Here is an 18,064-nt window from a genome sequence, read left to right on the forward strand (position 1 = left end):
AGGAACTGGAACTGCCGCTGATGAAAACCTTTATCCCCGATACCAAACGCTACAAAAAGGAACTGGTGGCGGATAAAAAGGCGGTGTTCCGCTCCACGCTCTTTCCCGCCAGCCGCCCGCTGGTAAGGGGAAGCAACTTGGAAGAACTGATAACCGAAATAGTGTACTACATCAAATTAAAATGATATGGCAAAGCAAAGCGGCGGGATGCCGAAGATAGACGAGGATTTCATGAAAGAGCTTATCTCGCAGGGTGTTCCCAGTAAACAAGATAATAAACCGAATGATGCACCACATACCAATCTTGCATCACAAGTTACCCAAGAGGAACAGCAGACGGAAACGGTGCGGGTGGAGAAAACGACAAACCGCAAGCGCAAGGGCGGCACGGGCGACTACCGGGAAACCTACTTTCAGAAAGTAGAACTGGCAGACCGACAGCCCTTGTACGTGAGCCGTACCACGCACGAAAAGCTGATGCGTATCGTGACAGTGATAGGCGGGCGCAAGGTGACGGTAAGCAGCTACGTGGAAAACATTCTGCTGCGCCACTTCGAGCAGTACCAAGACGAGATAAACACCCTGTACGAAAGCCACTTCCAAAAGCCTGTCTGACTATGGTAATCTATTGCATACTTACCGGGCTTTTGGTGTACTATATCGCCCTATGGCTGTGGTATCGCTACACGGACAGCCGGACATCACCGGGCAGAACAGATGATGCGCCACTCCCACGAAACGAGGTTTCGGGCTACACGCTGATAGGTGAAAGCCGATACAAGGGCGGACTAATCGGGACAGCGCAGGACAAATCGGGACACATCCCTCAAGCGGCTGAAAATGATACTATTTTTGCGCCGCAGGCTGACGGACAGCCGGAAGAAAACATTCCGGAAACAGCAGCCGAAGCGGAAGAAACGCCCGGTTACGAGAATGACGAACCCGACTACGAGGACGAGGAAATAGCCGGGTACATGGACGGTGACGATGATACCGGGCGGGCTACGGGCGTGAGCTTTGACGAACTGGGCGAAGCGGTACGCACGGCGAACGCCGACAACCCCACCGAAGCGGAGAAACGGCAAACCGCCGGGACACTGGCAAGCATTGAGGGGACGAACCTCTACGATGCGGTGGTGGAGAACATCAACGGCGGGCTGGCAAAGGTGGCGGAACTGCTGGGACGCAACGAAGCGGAACTGGCTACGGCTGCTGTTCCTGCCGGAACTGGCGATACAAGCGAGGAACACGAAGCGTTCGGCATGAACGATTTCCTATAATATAATAATGTATAAGCCTGACAGCATGAAACAACGGGATTACGGTTGATTGGCAACCTGAAAACAAACAGACAAACGGGACTGCTCCCGACCACTAAAATTTCAAATTATTCACCAGCCGGGAAAGGCGGACTATCCACCCGCCGCCCGGCATTAAAAACAAATCACAATGAGAAAGAAAATCTTCTTGTCGGCGGCTATACTTGCCGCCGTGGTAAGTGCCTACGCACAAGGAAACGGGCAGGCGGGCATCACCGAAGCCACGAATCTAATCACCGGGTATTTCGACCCCGGAACAAAACTGGTGTACGCAATCGGGGCGGTCTGCGGCTTGATTGGCGGGGTAAAAGTATATAACAAATTTTCAAGCGGCGACCCCGACACCTCAAAGACCGCCGCCAGTTGGTTCGGGGCGTGCATCTTCCTGATTGTAGCCGCCACTATCCTGCGTTCGTTCTTCCTCTAAAAAGGCGGCAATGTCTGAATATCCGGTAAACAGGGGTATCGGGAAGCCGGTAGAGTTCAAGGGGCTGAAAAGCCAGTACCTCTTTATCTTTTGCGGCGGCTTGCTCGCCGTCTTCGTGGTGTTCATCGTCCTGTTCATGGCAGGCGTGAACCAGTGGCTATGTATCGGTTTCATCGTGTCGGCTTCGCTGCTGCTCGTGTGGCAGACGTTCCGGCTCAACGCCAAGTACGGCACGCACGGGCTGATGAAAGCTGCCGCACGCAAAAGACACCCACGCTTCATTATCAGCCGAAAGGCGATACCCCGGCTGTTCAACTACAAAAGAAGAAAGGAAGAAAGAACATGAGGAATATGTTAAAGGCTACCACGCTGGAGAGGAAATTTCCACTTTTGGCGGTGGAGAACGGCTGCATCATTTCAAAGGATGCGGACATAACGGTGGCTTTCAGGGTGGAACTGCCCGAACTGTTCACCGTCACCAGTGCCGAGTATGAAGCCATACATTCGGCGTGGTACAAGGCGGTCAAGGTGCTGCCCGACTACTCCATAGTACACAAGCAGGACTTCTTCATCAAGGAGAACTACCAGCCCGACACCGAAAGGGACGAGCTTAGTTTTTTAAGCCGCTCCTTTGAACGGCACTTCAATGAACGCCCGTTCCTGAACCATTACTGCTACCTGTTCCTGACGAAAACGACAAGGGAGAGAAGCCGCCGACAGAGCGACTTCTCCACCCTTTGCCGGGGAAGGATTGTACTGCAGGAGATAGCCGACAAGGAAGCGGCGGCAAAGTTCATCGAAGCGGTCGGGCAGTTTGAAAGGATTATGAACGACAGCGGTTTTGTCACCCTTACCCGGCTGGCAGCATCGGAAATCACCGGGCAGGACGGAAAGGCGGGCATCATCGAGAAATACTTCTCGCTCTCGCAAACCGACACTACTTGCCTGAAAGACATCGGGCTGTACCCGGAAGAAATGCGGGTCGGGGACGATATACTGTGCCTGCACACGCTTTCGGACGTGGAAGATTTGCCCGGAAAGGTCGGGACGGACTGCCGATTTGAGAAGCTGTCCACAGACAGAAGCGATTGCAGGTTAAGTTTTGCCGCCCCGGTGGGCGTGCTGTTGTCGTGTAACCACGTCTATAACCAGTTCATCTTCATAGACGACCACGCTGAAAACCTGAAGAACTTCGAGCAGACCGCCCGGAACATGCAATCGCTCTCCCGTTACTCCCGTGCCAACCAAGTGAACAAGGAGTGGATAGACGAGTACCTGAACGAAGCGCACAGCAAGGGGCTTATTTCGGTACGCTGCCACTGTAACGTCATGGCATGGAGTGACGATAGGGACGAACTCAAACGCATACGCAACGATGTGGGAAGCCAGCTTGCGCTAATGGAGTGCAAGCCACGCCACAACACCACCGACACGCCCACGCTCTTTTGGGCGGGCATACCCGGCAACGAAGCCGACTTCCCCGCAGAGGAAAGTTTCTACACGTTCTTGGGGCAGGCTCTCTGCCTGTTCGTGGAAGAAACGAACTACAAGAGTTCGCTTTCGCCGTTCGGCATCAAAATGGTGGACAGGGTAAGCGGTCGCCCGCTGCACATCGACATATCGGATTTGCCCATGAAGAAAGGCATCACGACCAACAGAAACAAGTTCATACTTGGGCCGAGCGGGTCGGGTAAGTCCTTCTTTACCAACCACATGGTGCGCCAGTATTACGAGCAGGGCGCGCACGTGCTGCTGGTCGATACGGGTAACAGTTACTTGGGGCTGTCCCAGCTTATCCACAACCGCACGCACGGCGAGGACGGGATTTATTTCACCTACACCAACGAGAACCCGATAGCGTTCAACCCGTTCTATGTCGAGGACGGGGTATTCGACATCGAGAAGAAAGAGAGTATCAAGACCCTTATACTCACCCTGTGGAAGCGGGACGATGAAGCCCCGAAGCGGTCAGAAGAAGTGGCGTTGTCCAATGCGGTAAGTGCCTATATCGAACGTATCACGGGCGACAGGTCGGTAACACCCTGCTTCAACACGTTCTACGAGTTTGTCCGGGACGAATACCGCCGACAGCTTGAACGGAAGAATGTCAGGGAAAAGGATTTTGACATTGACAATTTCCTGAACGTGCTTGAACCGTACTATCGTGGCGGTGAGTACGACTACCTGCTGAACTCCGACAAGGAGCTGGATTTGCTGCATAAACGCTTCATTGTCTTTGAATTGGACAATATCAAAGACCACAAGATTTTATTCCCGATAACGACTATCATCATCATGGAAGCCTTTATAAACAAGATGCGCAAGTTAAAGGGGATAAGGAAGTTAATACTAATCGAGGAAGCGTGGAAAGCGATTGCATCGGCGAACATGGCGGACTATATCCGCTACCTCTACAAAACAGTCCGAAAGTATTTCGGGGAAGCGATTGTAGTCACGCAAGAGGTAGAGGATATTATTTCTTCCCCTATCGTGAAAGAAAGTATCATCAATAACTCGGACTGCAAAATATTGTTAGACCAGCGAAAATATCTCAACAAGTTCGACAGCATACAGAACCTCTTGGGACTGACCGACAAGGAGCGTTCGCAGATATTGTCTATCAACATGGCGAACCACCCCGGACGGAAGTACAAGGAAGTTTTCTTCTCGCTGGGCGGCACACAATCGGCGGTATATGCCACGGAAGTTTCATTGGAAGAATATTACACGTACACGACCGAGGAAAGCGAGAAAATGGAACTGTTCGCCCTCGCCGACAAGCTGGGCGGCAACCTTGAACTGGCTATCAAGCGGCTTGCAGAAAGCAAAAGAAATCCCCAATCATCAACAACTTAAAAATTAGGAACATGAAATGGATTGACAATCTGATATACACGCTATTGTCCGCCTGCCTGCTGGCGGGCTGCGAGGACAGCGGAAGCAAGGAGCTGGAAAGGATGCAGGGCTATTGGGTACACGTCAGGGGACACCCGGCTTTCACACTCTCGGAAACGGGCGGCAGATACACCGTCACCCGGAAAGCGAATGTCAGGGGCAGAATACTGGAAACGGCTTACCCGGTAACAGAACGGAACGGCTGCCTGTTCATCGAAACGGGCTTCCGCATACAGTTCACCTATGACAAAAAGACCGACCGGATAACGCTCATGCCCGGCGGCGAATACAAACGAGTTACAAACCCTGAAAACAAAAGATAATGAAAAGAACAATTCTCCTTATGGCGGTGTGCCTTTGCTTCATCGGCAAGGCATCCGCACAGTGGGTGGTGTCAGACCCCGGCAACTTGGCGCAGGGCATCATCAACACCACCAAGCAGATAGTGCAGACTTCCACCACAGCCAAAAACACGCTGGACGGCTTCATGGAAGCGCAGAAGATTTTCCAGCAGGGAAAAGTCTATTACGATGCACTCAAAGCGGTACACGATGTTGTCAAGGGCGGCATCAAGGTGAAGAAGTCCATTGAACTGGTGGCGGAAATATCCGAAATCTACGTGCGAAACTATCAGAACATGCTGGCAGATCCGAACTACACGCCGGATGAACTCACCGCCATTTCAGCCGGGTACGCCAAGCTGCTCTCCGAAAGTGCGGACGTGTTGCAGGACTTGAAGAATGTAGTGAACGTGACGGGCATGTCGCTGACGGATGCCGAAAGGCTGGCGGTAATCAACAACGCCTATAAAAGCCTGCTCAACTACCGCAACCTCGTGAACTACTACACCCGAAAGAACATATCCGTGTCCTACCTGCGGGCGAAGAAGAAGAACGACACCGACCGGATGCTGGCTCTCTACGGCTCGGCGGATGAACGCTACTGGTAACATATAAATCGGTATGCCTATGTTATTAGCAGCGGTGGATTTTGACAACCTGCACCAAGTGTTGCGGGTGCTGTACGATGAAATGATGCCCTTGTGCAGCAACATGACGGGGGTAGCCAAAGGGATAGCCGGGCTGGGAGCTTTGTTCTATGTAGCCGCCAAAGTGTGGCAGTCGCTCGCACGTGCCGAACCCATAGACGTGTACCCGCTCCTGCGTCCCTTTGCGTTGGGGCTGTGCATCATGTTTTTTCCAACTTTCGTACTGGGGACTATCAACACGGTATTGTCGCCAGTGGTGAAAGGGTGCAACCAGCTTATGGAAACGCAGACTTTCGACATGAACGAGTACCGGGCGCAGAAAGACCGACTGGAATATGAAGCCCTGATGCGAAGCCCCGAAACGGCTTACCTCGCATCGGACGAGGAATTTGACCGACAACTGGAAGAACTGGGCTGGTCGCCCTCCGACATGGTGACTATGACGGGCATGTACATGGACAGGACGGCTTATAATATAAAGAAGTCCGTCCGGGACTGGTTCAGGGAGTTATTGGAAATGCTCTTTCAGGCGGCGGGGCTGATTATAGACACGCTGCGCACGTTCTTCCTAATCGTGTTAAGCATACTGGGTCCGCTGGCGTTTGCGATTTCCGTCTATGACGGTTTCCAAAGCACGCTGACCCGGTGGATTTCACGCTATATATCCATTTACCTGTGGCTGCCCGTGTCGGACTTGTTCAGCAGCGTGCTGGCACGCATACAAACCCTGATGCTCCAAAAAGACATCGAGCAGCTTTCAGACCCGGATTTCATCCCGGACGGGAGCAGCACCGTGTATATAATCTTTATGATTATCGGCATCGTGGGCTACTTCACCATTCCAACGGTGGCAAGCTGGATAGTGTCGGCTGGCGGTACGTCTGCCTATAACCGCAACGTGGCACGGGCTGGTTCAATCGCCGGGGCTGCGGTCGGTGCGGCTGGCGGAAAGGTTTCGGGAAAACTACTCAAATAAACAACATCAATTTATAGGATATGGAATTTAAGTCATTAACGAACATCGAAACGAGTTTCCGGCAAATCCGGCTCTTTGCGCTGGTATTCATCTGCCTGTGCGCACTGGTGACGGGCTTTGCCGTGTGGAACTCGTACAGCTTCGCCGAAAAGCAGCGGCAGAAGATATACGTCCTCGACAACGGCAAAAGCCTGATGCTGGCACTCTCGCAGGACATGGCGCAGAACAGACCCGTGGAAGCCAAGTCGCACGTGCGGCGTTTCCACGAACTTTTCTTCACCTTATCACCCGAAAAGGGGGCTATCGAAAGCAACATCAAACGCTCGTTGTTTCTCGCCGACAAGACCGCTTTCAACTATTACAAGGACTTGGCGGAAAAGGGCTACTACAACCGGGTGATTTCCGGAAACGTCACGCAGACGGTGGAGATTGACAGCGTGAAGTGCGACTTCGACCAGTACCCCTACAAGGTGAACACGTATGCCCGCCAGTTGATTGTCCGGGAAAGCAGCCTGACGGTGCGAAGCCTTGTCACCTCGTGCCGGTTGCTTAACGCCACACGGAGCGACAACAACCCGCACGGCTTTATCATCGAAGCGTTCACCATTACCGAGAACAAGGATTTGCAGACCATTAAAAGATAGCCTTATGGAAAGAAAACGAAACCACATCGAAAAGGTGCGGGACTGGGCGGACGACCGCCTGCGCCGAATGTGCGGACGGATTACGCCGGGCAAAAGGCTGGCGGTTATCCTCCTGATGTTCTTCTTTTTCGGCGGCTTGTCTATCTACATCACCGTTTCATCAATCTACAATATTGGGAAACGGGACGGGCAAAGGCTGCAAATAGAACACATCAGACAACTGCCGTTGCACGGCAATGACACAACCAAAAGTATCAACCCGTTAAACAGACCGCAATATGGAAGAAGTACAGAAGAATGAGAACGGCACGACCGTACCGCAGGCGGACGGGAAGCCGAAAAAGGAAGACAAACCCAAACGGGAACTTACCCCGCAGCAGGTGCAGCAGCGCAGGAAAATGATAGTCTTCCCGCTGATGTTCCTTGCCTTTGCAGGGTGCATGTACCTGATATTCGCACCCTCCGGCAAAGAGGACGTGAATGTGGAAAGCGTGGGCGGCTTCAATGCCGACATACCCCTGCCCGCAGAGGACGGGATTATAGCCGACAAGCAAAAGGCTTACGAGCAGGCGGTGACAAACCGTAAACAGCAGGACAAGATACAATCCTTGCAGGACTTCGGTTTCACGCTGGACGATGATACGGAAGAACCACAAGAGGAAATCAATCTGATGCCGGAAGAAGATCCGAAGCCACAAAGGGGCGGCGGTGCTTCTTCACGGGCGGCTTACCGGGACATCAACCGCCAGTTAAGCACGTTCTACGAAACGCCCCCTGTGGACGAGGAAAAAGAGGAATTGAAACGGCAGGTGGCGGAACTGACCGACCGACTGAAACAGCAGCAGAACGCCACGCCTACGGCTGACGACCAAATGGCACTCTTGGAAAAGTCCTACGAGCTGGCGGCAAAGTACATGAACGGGCAGGACGGACAAAGGGGGCAGATTGCCCAAATACCGACAGCCGGGCAGAACGGCGGCGGTATCGGCACTCCGGCTATTCCGGTGCAGGCTATCCGGGAAACGACCGTTTCGGGATTGCAGCAGCCCGTGAGCGATGCCGACTTCATCCGGGCTTACAGCCAGCCACGAAACTACGGCTTCAACACGGCGGTAGGCACGGGGTACGCTATGGGAAAGAACACGGTAGCCGCCTGCATACACCAAGACCAAACGCTGGTGGACGGGCAGGCGGTGAAACTGCGGCTGCTCGAACCCATGCAGGCGGGAAATATCGTTGTGCCGAAGAATACCCTTGTGGCGGGAACGGCAAAGGTGCAGGGCGAACGGCTCGACATACTGGTGTCCTCGATTGAGTACGCTGGCAACATCATCCCGGTGGAACTCGCCGTGTTCGACACGGACGGGCAAAAGGGGCTTTCCGTACCGTCCTCTATGGAGCAGGAAGCGTTCAACGAAGCTATGGCGAATATCGGAAGCGGGCTGGGTACAAGCATTTCCTTTGCCCAAAGTGCCGGGCAGCAGGTGGCTATGGACGTGACAAGGGGATTGCTGCAAGGAACGTCCGGCTACCTCGCCAAGAAGTTCCGAACCGTGAAAGTGAAGCTGAAAGCAGGCTATAAAGTCATGCTGTATGCCAAACAACAATAACCATTTTATCAACCGTTAAAATTTCAATTAGCAATGAAACAGATTTTTGGATTGTTCGCCCTCTTGCTGGGCGTGTGTGCGGCAAACGCACAAACCGCTGACACCGTGAAGTATGCGGCTGGCAACGACTTGTACCGGGGTATTACCCGGAAACTCCCGTACCGCCAAATGGTTACGCCCTACGGCGTGGAAGTGACCTTTGCCAAGACGGTGCATATCATCTTCCCCGCCGCCGTCCGCTATGTCGATTTGGGAAGCAACCACATCATAGCGGGCAAGGCGGACGGTGCGGAGAACGTAATCAGGGTGAAAGCCACGACAGAGGGCTTTCCGGGAGAAACGAACTTCTCCGTTATCTGCGAGGACGGCAGTTTCTTTTCGTTCAACGCCAAGTACGCCCGTGAACCGGAAATGCTCAACATCGAAATGAAGGACTTCTTGGAGAATGAAGATACGTCCGACTTCTCGCATACCCGAATGAACATCCATTTCCGGGAACTGGCGGGTGAAAGCCCGCTGCTGGTGAAGCTGATAATGCAGAGCATCTACAAGAACAATGACCGGAAAGTGCGCCACTTGGGTAGCAAGCGTTTCGGCATACAGTTCTTAATCAAGGGGATTTACACATATAACGGGATGCTCTACGTGCACACGCAGACAAAGAACAGTTCCAACGTGCCTTTCGACACGGACTTCATCAGGTTTAAGATAATCGATAAAAAAGTGCCCAAACGCACGGCTATTCAGGAAACGGTACTGGATGCGGTACGCAGCTACAACGAGGTGATAGAGATTGCCGGGAAATCGACCGTGCGCACGGTGTACACCCTGCCGAAGTTTACCATTCCTGACGACAAGCTGCTGGTCGTGGAACTCTACGAGAAGAACGGCGGGCGGCATCAGACCATACGGGTGGAAAACGCCGACATCGTGAACGCAGAAGTGATTGACGAACTAAAAATCAAATAGGGAATGAAAAGACACATCTTTATAATGATGCTCTTTGCGCTGTGCCTGACCTCGTTTCAGGCACACGCACAAAGATACCTGCCGGGCATGAAAGGCTTGCAGGTCACGGCGGGCATGACGGACGGGGTGCATTGGAACGCTGGCAGTGATTTCGCCTACCACATCGGGGCGGCGTACAGCGTTTACACCAAGAACGCCAACCGCTGGGTGATTGGCGGCGAATACCTGCACAAGAAGTATGACTACAAGGATATGCAGATACCCGTAGAACAGTTCACCGCAGAGGGCGGCTATTACCTGAAATTCCTATCGGACAGACGAAAGACCTTTTTCCTTTCATTGGGCTTGTCGGCTCTCGTCGGGTACGAAACAAGCAACCGAAGCGAAAAGCTGCTGCCGGACGGCTCTACCTTGCTGGATAAGGACTGCTTCATTTACGGCGGTGCGCTGACGCTGGAACTGGAAACCTACCTGACCGACCGGGTGGCTCTGCTGTTGAACGCAAGGGAACGGGCGTTGTTCGGCTCGGACATCGGCAAGTTCCACACGCAGGTATCTTTGGGACTGAAATTCATTATCAACTGACCGCTATATAATAATGTATATGAAGAATGTAATGTATAAAATCATCATGGGCTGCTACATCGTGGCCGCCCTCGTGCTTGTCACCGCCTGTAATGACAACTTGGATATTCAGCAGGCGTACCCGTTCAGCATCGAAACACTGCCAGTACCCAAAAGGCTGAAAGTCGGGGAAACCGCCGAAATACGCTGCCGACTGGTGCGTGGCGGCTATTACCAGCCGACTACCTATCAGATACGGTATTTCCAGCCGGACGGCAAAGGAAAACTGGAAATGGATAACGGCACGGTGTTCCTGCCCAATGACCTCTACCCGCTGGAGAAAGAAACGTTCAGGCTCTACTACACCTCGGCATCGACCGACCAGCAGACGATTGACATTTATATCATCGACAGCTTCGGGCAGATGCAGCAACTTACACTATCATTTAATAATGATAACAGCGAAGAAGGAACGGAAACAATAACCCCCTAATAACAAAACGACATGGTAAAAATAGAATTGGATATAGAAGGCATCTCGTGGTACATAGAAACCACGTTGGAAACAGATACAGTTCCGGCAGTAGGTGACATCATCATTGTGGACAAGGACTGTATTTCCGAACGTGACAGTGCTGAATTATGGAAAACGCCGTCCAATCAGGTTTTCAAATGGGCGGACGAAGAAGACGATGCGCCCGTAATGGTATGGTTCGATTGCGAAACGGAAATGCTTGTCAATAAACGGACATGGAAATATGACATCGAGGAAGAAGAAACCGTGTGCATACTTGGTGTAAAATTTATTCACTATGAGGATTTATAGTTGCGACATCCGTTTTTATCATCCTCTTGGGAAACCGGGTATGGAATGATACGCAAAGCGTAAATATCGGGCAGACAGCCCGCCGGGAAGCATCGGCGGGCTGTTTCCATGATAGGGAAAAGAAAGGCTTCTTTGTTACTTTCTTCACCCGCTGGCAGGCTCACGGAAGAAAGTAACGGCGGCTGCTTGCCGCCGTCCTCTATCAACTGGTTTTAAGGCTCTTTATGGATGTGTATTTCTCTAACCACACCTTTACCTGCTCCATGTTATATTCGCCCGTGATGATTGCCGTATGGTCGTCTATGGCTACAAACCGGACACTTTCATAGCTGTTTACCCAGCCTTGCAGGGAACAGACGCCCCACGTTTCCACATCTGCAAAAACACTGCGGTCTATCCGGCTGATTGGCTCGCCGAAAACTACCGTCATTATCTGAAAGTCCGGTTTGTCCTCCAACAGTTGCAAATGGTGCAGCGTGCCGAACTCGTCTATTTTGCGCCCCCACGCCCACACATCATTATACAAATCATCGCCCCACTGGTGCGGGTGGTCGAAACGGACTTTGACCGCTATGGAATGCTGGTCGTCTTGGATGTCCTCGATAACGCCCGTTACCATTAAGCCCGTAAAAATACACTCGCAACGCCTGCCGATAAGCTCCTTGTTTACTTCTGTCGTTTTCATGTCCCTGAAATTTACTTGTTTATTACTCCGTTCTTCTTCGCTACCCATTCGTCACGCCTGCGGCGGCACTCGTCCAGCGTTTTGGCTACCGTGCTGAAAAGTTCGCCGTCCGTGTGGCGGTAGTCATATTGATAATAAATTTGTCCCCTGAAAGCCCCTAAACGGCATTTCACGAACTTTTCTTCTCCCGGTGTTTGGGTGATGCTTACCCCGTTTTTGTTAAGTGACTGCATGATGTCTTATTTTTTTATGGTTATAAACTTGGTTGTTTTAAGCAGGCAGGGCTTTGACACCCCGCCCGGATTGGTTGTTATGCCGCCCGGAACACAAAGCCGTCATCAAACCAGTAATCGCACATGAACAGGTCACGGGCAAACTGTTTGTAATCGAAATAGGTCTTTGCGAACTCCGGCAGGTCGTAACATTCCTCTACAATTTCATAGGCGAAATCTTCTTCATCGTCATATTCCCCTTGATATTCATCCCGGAAATCACGTACAAGGTCGTCCGCATCTTCCTCGCCCAAATCATGGCTTTTATAGTTGCACCACACGAAAAAGGCTTCCTGCTCGGTGTCGCTCAAATCCTCCACCGCATCACGCAGGGCGAAGAAGTTTTCAGAAATCCAGCTTTCGTCGATTAAGCCCTCCGGTACGTTCTCCCAGTCCTGAAACATGTATTCCGCATCTTCCTCGTCCTTGTGAAGTTCCCGGCAGGCTTCATAAAATTCTTCCTTGTCCGAATAGTCCGAAAGGTCGAGCCATGCGCCGGACAATGAACCGTTGTTGTACTTGGCATAAGTGCCTACATAAACTTTTGCTTCCGATAATACCTTTGCTTCCATATTGCTGTAATTTTTAAGTTTTTAATTTTATGCGGATTTGAGAGGTGAGGGAGTTGAAGTTTCACTGAACTTTTTTCCTGTTTCCCGTAAATCCGACTTTTTTTTTATGCGTCTTCCGGTCGGGTCGGTCGTTTTCGTTTCACATAGGCGTAAAAGGGTAGTGTTTAGAGTTTGCAAGGTTTTGGGCAAAAAATACCTCGCAAGGCAGGGAAGATTTTTTCGCCAAACCGGAACGGCTCGACCTTGCAAAATCGTGAAGAACACGTAACTACCTTTGCCTATTGAAATGATTAAAACGACTGTCCCGGCTGGGGGACTGCGTAAGAGGAAGATTTACAGATAGGGAAACCGGGGAAAAGTGCCTGTTCTCTTTCATCTTTTAGGGAACACTCCATGCGGGCGGGAAAGGCAAGGGTGTTGTGAGCTTGCTTGCAATACGCTTGTGCGGGTTTCCAACGGCTCTTTTCACGGAATACAGTCAGCCATGCCACGCACGGCTGGCGTTTCGGGGAATGTGCCAGTTGGAAAAGGATATAAAAAAATGCGGGTAGTCGGTGGACTGCCCGCAAGGTGGAAGAATGTACTTCATTGGGATATAGTTTGTTAGGCGGAATTTCGTTACCGAAATCGTTACCTATTCGTTTTTGTCACGGTTATAGGTAACGAAACCTACCGGACGGCGTTCTTTCTGTTGTTTCGACTGGCTTAGAAGCTGGGTAAGGGCTTGGTACAGTTCGTTGAACTGCGCATCGGTGCTTACCTCCAGTTCCTCGATGCGCCTTGACAGTTCCTCGTAACCGATTGCCATTTGGCGCATGAGGACGAAAGCCCGCATGATTGAAATGTTTACTTCTATGGCTACTTTGGAGCGGAGAACCGAAGAAAGCATGGCTACGCCCTGCTCGGTGAAAGCCATAGGCATAGCAACGCCGAAGTTGTAATCAGGGGGTATCACATTTTGTGATACCCCTATGGATAACAGCAAGTTAGCTTCCTCTTGGGTGAGAACAAACATAAAATCACTTGGAAAACGCTCGATATTGCGCTTGACCGCCTGCTTCAAGGCTCGTGTTTCCACTTGGTAGAGTTCTGCCAAATGATAATCGAGCATCACCCGGCAACCTCTGACCTCAAAAATCTTGTTTTGGATAATCTGCAAATCCATAATCGTATATTTTAGGAAATTTAGCAATGTTGGAATAATAGTAAGGACTGGTCACAAATTGTGACCAGTTCCCAATAATCAAGATTACATGGCGACTTCCTTGTAAATCTTCTCGATGCCGACAAACTTCTTGTCAAGCCCCTGCATATCGCTGCCTATCTTGCTGTTGGTGATGCGGGCGTAAATTTGCGTAGTTTCTATGTTTGTGTGTCCCAGCATCTTGGACACCGTTTCAATGGGTACGCCCTTTGACAGCGTGGTGGTCGTGGCGAACGTGTGCCGGGCAAGGTGGAATGTCAGGTTCTTTTTAATACCGCATATATCGGCAATCTCTTTCAAGTAGGCGTTTAGCTTCTGATTGCTGATTACGGGAAGTATCTTCCCGTCCGGCAACTTGCCCTTGTACTTCTTCAAAATCATCTTGGGAATATCCAGCAGGGGAACATTCACGTCCGTATTCGTCTTTTGCCGCTTGGTGATTATCCAAAGGTTGCCGTCAAAGGACTTTTGGATATTCTCCTGCCGCAAGTTGGCGACATCGCTGTATGCCAAACCGCAGAAACAGGAAAAGACGAACAAGTCCCTGACGTGTTCCAGCCGTTCGGAAACCATTTTCTTTTTAAGGATGATTTTTATCTCGTCCTCTGTCAGATAACCCCTGTCCACTTTTTCCAGCCGGATTTTATAGCTGGCGAACGGGTCGCCCACCAGTATGCCGTTGTTACGGGCAATGATGATGATACGCTTGAAGAACTGCATGAACTTGGCGGTGGTGTTGTAGCCGCACTTGCAGGCGGTACGCAAATACAACTCAAAATCGGTAATGAACATCGGGCTTATCTCCTTTATGGATATGTCCGATACGTTGTACTTGCTTTGGATAAATTCAGCGAGGTGGCGGCGGGTCACTTCATACTTGCGGTAGGTCGCTATCGTCTTGGATATGCCCACAAGCTGCTTCACATCGTCATTGTGCTTTTGGAACAATGAAAGGATTGTTTCGTGGCTCTCGCTATGACCTAAAAACTCGTTCTTCACTTTCTCGGCGGTCACGTAATTGTCACGCCGCTGCATTTCGTGGTAAATGGTATTCAGGGAAGAACGTATGTCGTCCAAAAGGGCGTTTATCCTCCCGGCATCCCTGCCTTTGGCTTTGCCCGCAGCAATGCTCCAGTTGTCGGGCTGGATGCTCTGTTTCGTACTGAACTGGCAAAGTTTGCCGTCTATGGTGATGCGTGCCATAATCATAACCTCGCCGTTTTTCTTTTCAGAACCTTTCTTCAAATAAAAAAGAACCTTGAATGTCGATTTCATAACTCAAAATTTTTAGTTGCAAAATTAGTTTTTACCTCTCGTTTTCGAGTTATGCAGACTATGGACTAATATAGTCATTATCAGGTCATTTATGGACAATTCGTTACCGTTTTTGTCCGGCAGGGAATAGGTAACGATTTAGTAACGAAACTTTGTCTTTTACCGTACTTTTGAAGTCTTGGAAGCAGGACTTTCGGGCAATAAAAAAAGCCACAAATCATTGATTTGTAGCTTTTTGTCCGTTTGCTGACCATTTCTGTCCAGCACGTTCAGCGGAGAGACAGGGATTCGAACCCCGGGTACCTCGCAGTACAACGGTTTTCAAGACCGCCGCAATCGACCACTCTGCCACCTCTCCAAAACTTCTTTATCAGAAGTGCTTTTCGTTAAAAGCGGTGCAAAGGTACGAAGATATTTTAAACTTGCAAGAGTTTTCACAAAAAAAATCACGAACATCATTTCCAAAGAATAGCAATATCTAGGTATTTTATGTTGAAAAGCATAAAATAGAGCATATTTATGCTGATTATATGAAAAAACGTTGTAACTTTGTGCGCTCTAAAGAAAAGGATAACTACAACCTCTAATTTTATCATTTATGGAATTAAATAAGATCTTTAAAGACGGTCTTTGGAGCACAGAAATCAACGTAAGAGATTTCGTTAGCCACAACATCACTCCGTATTATGGAGATGCTTCTTTCCTCGAAGGACCTACCGAACGCACTAAAGCTGTATGGAACCGCTGCCTCGAAGCACTGGCAGAAGAAAGAGCCAATAACGGAGTACGCTCACTGGATAATGTCACCGTCTCAACCATCACTTCTCATAAAGCCGGATATATCGACAAAGAAAACGAACTGATCGTCGGTCTGCAAACAGACGAACTTCTGAAACGTGCAATCAAACCTTTCGGAGGTATCAACGTGGTGAGCAAAGCCTGCCACGAAAACGGCGTGGAAGTGGACGACCGTGTAAAAGATATATTCACTCACTACCGCAAGACACACAATGACGGAGTATTTGACGTATATACCGAAGAAATCCGTTCGTTCCGTTCTCTGGGATTCCTCACCGGACTTCCTGACAACTATGCCCGCGGACGTATCATCGGCGACTACCGCCGTATGGCTCTCTATGGTATCGACCGACTGATTGAGGCAAAAAAAGAAGACTTGCGTAACCTTACCGGTCCGATGACCGATGCCCGCATCCGCCTGCGCGAAGAAGTGGCAGAGCAAATCAAGGCATTGAAGGACATGAAGGTAATGGGCGAATACTACGGACTCGACTTGAGCCGTCCTGCCTACACCGCACAAGAAGCAGTACAATGGGTATACATGGCTTACCTCGCTGCCGTAAAAGAACAAGACGGTGCTGCTATGTCACTAGGTAACGTCTCTTCGTTCCTCGACATTTATATGGAATATGAATTGAGCAAAGGAACCATCACAGAATCTTTCGCACAGGAGCTGATCGACCAGTTTGTCATCAAACTGCGTATGGTGCGTCACCTGCGTATGCAATCTTACAACGACATCTTTGCCGGCGACCCGACATGGGTAACCGAATCCCTGGGTGGACGCCTCAACGACGGACGCACGAAGGTGACAAAGACTTCTTTCCGCTTCCTGCAAACACTCTACAACCTCGGCCCTTCACCGGAACCGAACCTGACTGTATTGTGGAGCCCGGAACTGCCGGAAGGATTCAAAGAATTCTGCGCAAAAGTATCTATCGACACTTCTTCCATCCAATATGAAAACGACGACCTGATGCGTGAAGTGCGCCAGTCTGACGATTACGGAATCGCATGCTGCGTATCTTATCAGGAAATCGGAAAACAAATCCAATTCTTCGGCGCACGTTGCAACCTGGCAAAAGCCCTGTTGCTTGCCATCAACGGTGGACGTTGCGAAAACACCGGTACGGTAATGGTGAAAAATATCCCCGTACTAACCAGCGACACACTGAACTTCGAAGAAGTAATGAGCAACTACAAGAAGGTATTGACGGAAATCGCCCGTGTTTACAACGAAGCGATGAACATCATCCATTATATGCATGATAAGTATTACTACGAAAAAGCCCAAATGGCTCTTGTAGATACCAACCCACGCATCAACCTTGCTTATGGTGTAGCCGGACTTTCTATCGCCCTCGATTCACTGTCGGCCATCAAATATGCCAAAGTGACCGCACGCCGCAATGACATCGGTCTGACAGAAGGTTTCGATATTCAAGGCGAATTCCCTTGCTTCGGTAATGACAACGACAAGGTAGACCACCTGGGTGTTGACCTGGTCTATTTCTTCAGCGAAGAATTGAAGAAACTTCCGGTTTACAAAAATGCCCGTCCTACTTTATCTTTGCTCACCATCACTTCCAACGTGATGTATGGCAAGAAGACAGGTGCTACTCCCGACGGACGCGCCAAAGGTGTCGCTTTTGCTCCGGGAGCCAACCCTATGCACGGACGTGACAAGAACGGTGCCATCGCCTCTTTGAGTTCCGTAGCGAAATTACGTTACCGCGACTCACAGGACGGTATCAGCAACACTTTCTCCATCGTCCCCAAATCACTGGGAGCTACTGAAGAGGATCGCGTAGAAAATCTGGTGACAATGATGGATGGCTATTTCACCAAAGGCGCTCACCACCTGAACGTGAACGTACTGAACCGTGAAATGCTTTACGATGCCATGGAACATCCGGAAAAATATCCGCAACTCACCATCCGTGTTTCCGGTTATGCCGTAAACTTCGTGAAGTTGAGCCGCGAACATCAATTGGAAGTAATCAGCCGTAGCTTCCACGAACGTATGTAATCAGATCTACT

The 18,064-nt window shown here is 50.4% G+C and carries 23 protein-coding genes, 1 tRNA gene and 1 pseudogene; 17 read left to right on the forward strand and 8 right to left on the reverse strand.

Annotated elements, in window-relative coordinates:
* The 16 genes and pseudogenes from N5O98_RS24505 to N5O98_RS24580 all read left to right on the forward strand — a co-directional run.
* A pseudogene (locus N5O98_RS24505) lies at window positions 1-185 on the forward strand (ParA family protein); the annotation flags it as partial.
* 1 nt (window position 186) lies between these two features.
* On the forward strand, window positions 187-615 hold the full coding sequence (locus tag N5O98_RS24510) for a DUF3408 domain-containing protein (RefSeq protein ID WP_117600393.1): 429 nt from the start codon (window positions 187-189) through the stop codon (window positions 613-615).
* A gap of 2 nt (window positions 616-617) precedes the next feature.
* On the forward strand, window positions 618-1,280 hold the full coding sequence (locus N5O98_RS24515; protein WP_117600394.1) for a hypothetical protein: 663 nt from the start codon (window positions 618-620) through the stop codon (window positions 1,278-1,280).
* Window positions 1,281-1,449: 169 nt separating this feature from the next.
* A complete protein-coding gene (locus N5O98_RS24520; protein ID WP_004308755.1) occupies window positions 1,450-1,746 on the forward strand; it encodes a DUF4134 domain-containing protein in 297 nt (98 codons plus the stop codon).
* 10 nt (window positions 1,747-1,756) lie between these two features.
* Window positions 1,757-2,092 (forward strand): DUF4133 domain-containing protein, encoded by a 336-nt coding sequence (locus N5O98_RS24525; RefSeq protein ID WP_007845738.1) that lies wholly within the window; start codon window positions 1,757-1,759, stop codon window positions 2,090-2,092.
* Window positions 2,089-4,602, forward strand: coding sequence for a TraG family conjugative transposon ATPase (locus tag N5O98_RS24530; protein WP_117600395.1), 2,514 nt, complete (start codon window positions 2,089-2,091; stop codon window positions 4,600-4,602). The genes N5O98_RS24525 and N5O98_RS24530 overlap by 4 nt, the downstream gene beginning before the upstream one ends.
* Before the next feature lie 11 nt (window positions 4,603-4,613).
* Window positions 4,614-4,964: a DUF3876 domain-containing protein gene (locus N5O98_RS24535; RefSeq protein ID WP_004326111.1), complete on the forward strand. Its 351-nt coding sequence runs from the start codon at window positions 4,614-4,616 to the stop codon at window positions 4,962-4,964.
* Window positions 4,964-5,590 carry a DUF4141 domain-containing protein gene (locus N5O98_RS24540; RefSeq protein ID WP_269496127.1) on the forward strand — a complete coding sequence of 209 codons (627 nt, stop codon included), beginning with the start codon at window positions 4,964-4,966 and terminating at the stop codon, window positions 5,588-5,590. The genes N5O98_RS24535 and N5O98_RS24540 overlap by 1 nt, the downstream gene beginning before the upstream one ends.
* Before the next feature lie 19 nt (window positions 5,591-5,609).
* Entirely contained in the window at window positions 5,610-6,605 is a 996-nt protein-coding gene (traJ, locus tag N5O98_RS24545) for a conjugative transposon protein TraJ (RefSeq protein ID WP_005924207.1), read from the forward strand.
* Between the two features lie 20 nt (window positions 6,606-6,625).
* Window positions 6,626-7,249 (forward strand): conjugative transposon protein TraK, encoded by a 624-nt coding sequence (gene traK, locus N5O98_RS24550; RefSeq protein WP_004308760.1) that lies wholly within the window; start codon window positions 6,626-6,628, stop codon window positions 7,247-7,249.
* Between the two features lie 4 nt (window positions 7,250-7,253).
* Window positions 7,254-7,550 carry a TraL conjugative transposon family protein gene (locus N5O98_RS24555; protein ID WP_005924209.1) on the forward strand — a complete coding sequence of 99 codons (297 nt, stop codon included), beginning with the start codon at window positions 7,254-7,256 and terminating at the stop codon, window positions 7,548-7,550.
* On the forward strand, window positions 7,528-8,859 hold the full coding sequence (gene traM / locus N5O98_RS24560) for a conjugative transposon protein TraM (RefSeq protein WP_117600396.1): 1,332 nt from the start codon (window positions 7,528-7,530) through the stop codon (window positions 8,857-8,859). The genes N5O98_RS24555 and traM overlap by 23 nt, the downstream gene beginning before the upstream one ends.
* Before the next feature lie 33 nt (window positions 8,860-8,892).
* Entirely contained in the window at window positions 8,893-9,828 is a 936-nt protein-coding gene (gene traN, locus N5O98_RS24565) for a conjugative transposon protein TraN (RefSeq protein ID WP_117600397.1), read from the forward strand.
* Between the two features lie 3 nt (window positions 9,829-9,831).
* On the forward strand, window positions 9,832-10,413 hold the full coding sequence (locus N5O98_RS24570) for a conjugal transfer protein TraO (RefSeq protein WP_117600398.1): 582 nt from the start codon (window positions 9,832-9,834) through the stop codon (window positions 10,411-10,413).
* A 13-nt stretch (window positions 10,414-10,426) separates the two neighbouring features.
* Window positions 10,427-10,885, forward strand: coding sequence for a DUF3872 domain-containing protein (locus tag N5O98_RS24575; protein ID WP_004329653.1), 459 nt, complete (start codon window positions 10,427-10,429; stop codon window positions 10,883-10,885).
* Between the two features lie 12 nt (window positions 10,886-10,897).
* Entirely contained in the window at window positions 10,898-11,218 is a 321-nt protein-coding gene (locus N5O98_RS24580) for a hypothetical protein (protein WP_004308767.1), read from the forward strand.
* Here N5O98_RS24580 and N5O98_RS24585 read toward each other — a convergent pair.
* From N5O98_RS24585 to N5O98_RS24620, 8 genes are all read right to left on the reverse strand, one after another.
* Window positions 11,203-11,424, reverse strand: a complete 222-nt coding sequence (locus N5O98_RS24585) for a hypothetical protein (protein ID WP_202191829.1) — start codon at window positions 11,422-11,424, stop codon at window positions 11,203-11,205. The genes N5O98_RS24580 and N5O98_RS24585 overlap by 16 nt on opposite strands.
* The gene (locus N5O98_RS24590; protein WP_117600399.1) at window positions 11,421-11,903 is read right to left on the reverse strand and encodes a DUF7258 domain-containing protein; all 483 of its coding nucleotides are present in this window, start codon (window positions 11,901-11,903) and stop codon (window positions 11,421-11,423) included. The genes N5O98_RS24585 and N5O98_RS24590 overlap by 4 nt, the downstream gene beginning before the upstream one ends.
* Before the next feature lie 11 nt (window positions 11,904-11,914).
* Window positions 11,915-12,136, reverse strand: a complete 222-nt coding sequence (locus tag N5O98_RS24595) for a DUF3873 domain-containing protein (protein ID WP_005924228.1) — start codon at window positions 12,134-12,136, stop codon at window positions 11,915-11,917.
* A gap of 77 nt (window positions 12,137-12,213) precedes the next feature.
* Window positions 12,214-12,747, reverse strand: coding sequence for an antirestriction protein ArdA (locus N5O98_RS24600; protein WP_004329650.1), 534 nt, complete (start codon window positions 12,745-12,747; stop codon window positions 12,214-12,216).
* A gap of 290 nt (window positions 12,748-13,037) precedes the next feature.
* A complete protein-coding gene (locus N5O98_RS24605; RefSeq protein ID WP_081443384.1) occupies window positions 13,038-13,238 on the reverse strand; it encodes a hypothetical protein in 201 nt (66 codons plus the stop codon).
* 143 nt (window positions 13,239-13,381) lie between these two features.
* Window positions 13,382-13,912, reverse strand: coding sequence for an ORF6N domain-containing protein (locus tag N5O98_RS24610; protein ID WP_117600400.1), 531 nt, complete (start codon window positions 13,910-13,912; stop codon window positions 13,382-13,384).
* A gap of 84 nt (window positions 13,913-13,996) precedes the next feature.
* Complete coding sequence (locus N5O98_RS24615) at window positions 13,997-15,226, reverse strand: site-specific integrase (protein WP_008648492.1); 1,230 nt, start codon at window positions 15,224-15,226, stop codon at window positions 13,997-13,999.
* A 273-nt stretch (window positions 15,227-15,499) separates the two neighbouring features.
* Window positions 15,500-15,584, reverse strand: a tRNA-Ser gene (locus N5O98_RS24620).
* Window positions 15,585-15,824: 240 nt separating this feature from the next.
* Between N5O98_RS24620 and pflB the strand changes: the two genes are divergently transcribed.
* Window positions 15,825-18,053, forward strand: coding sequence for a formate C-acetyltransferase (gene pflB / locus N5O98_RS24625; protein WP_004302311.1), 2,229 nt, complete (start codon window positions 15,825-15,827; stop codon window positions 18,051-18,053).
* Window positions 18,054-18,064 lie beyond the last annotated feature (11 nt).

This window comes from Bacteroides sp. LFL-34 (assembly GCF_027257075.1).
Classification (GTDB): Bacteria; Bacteroidota; Bacteroidia; order Bacteroidales; family Bacteroidaceae; genus Bacteroides; species Bacteroides ovatus.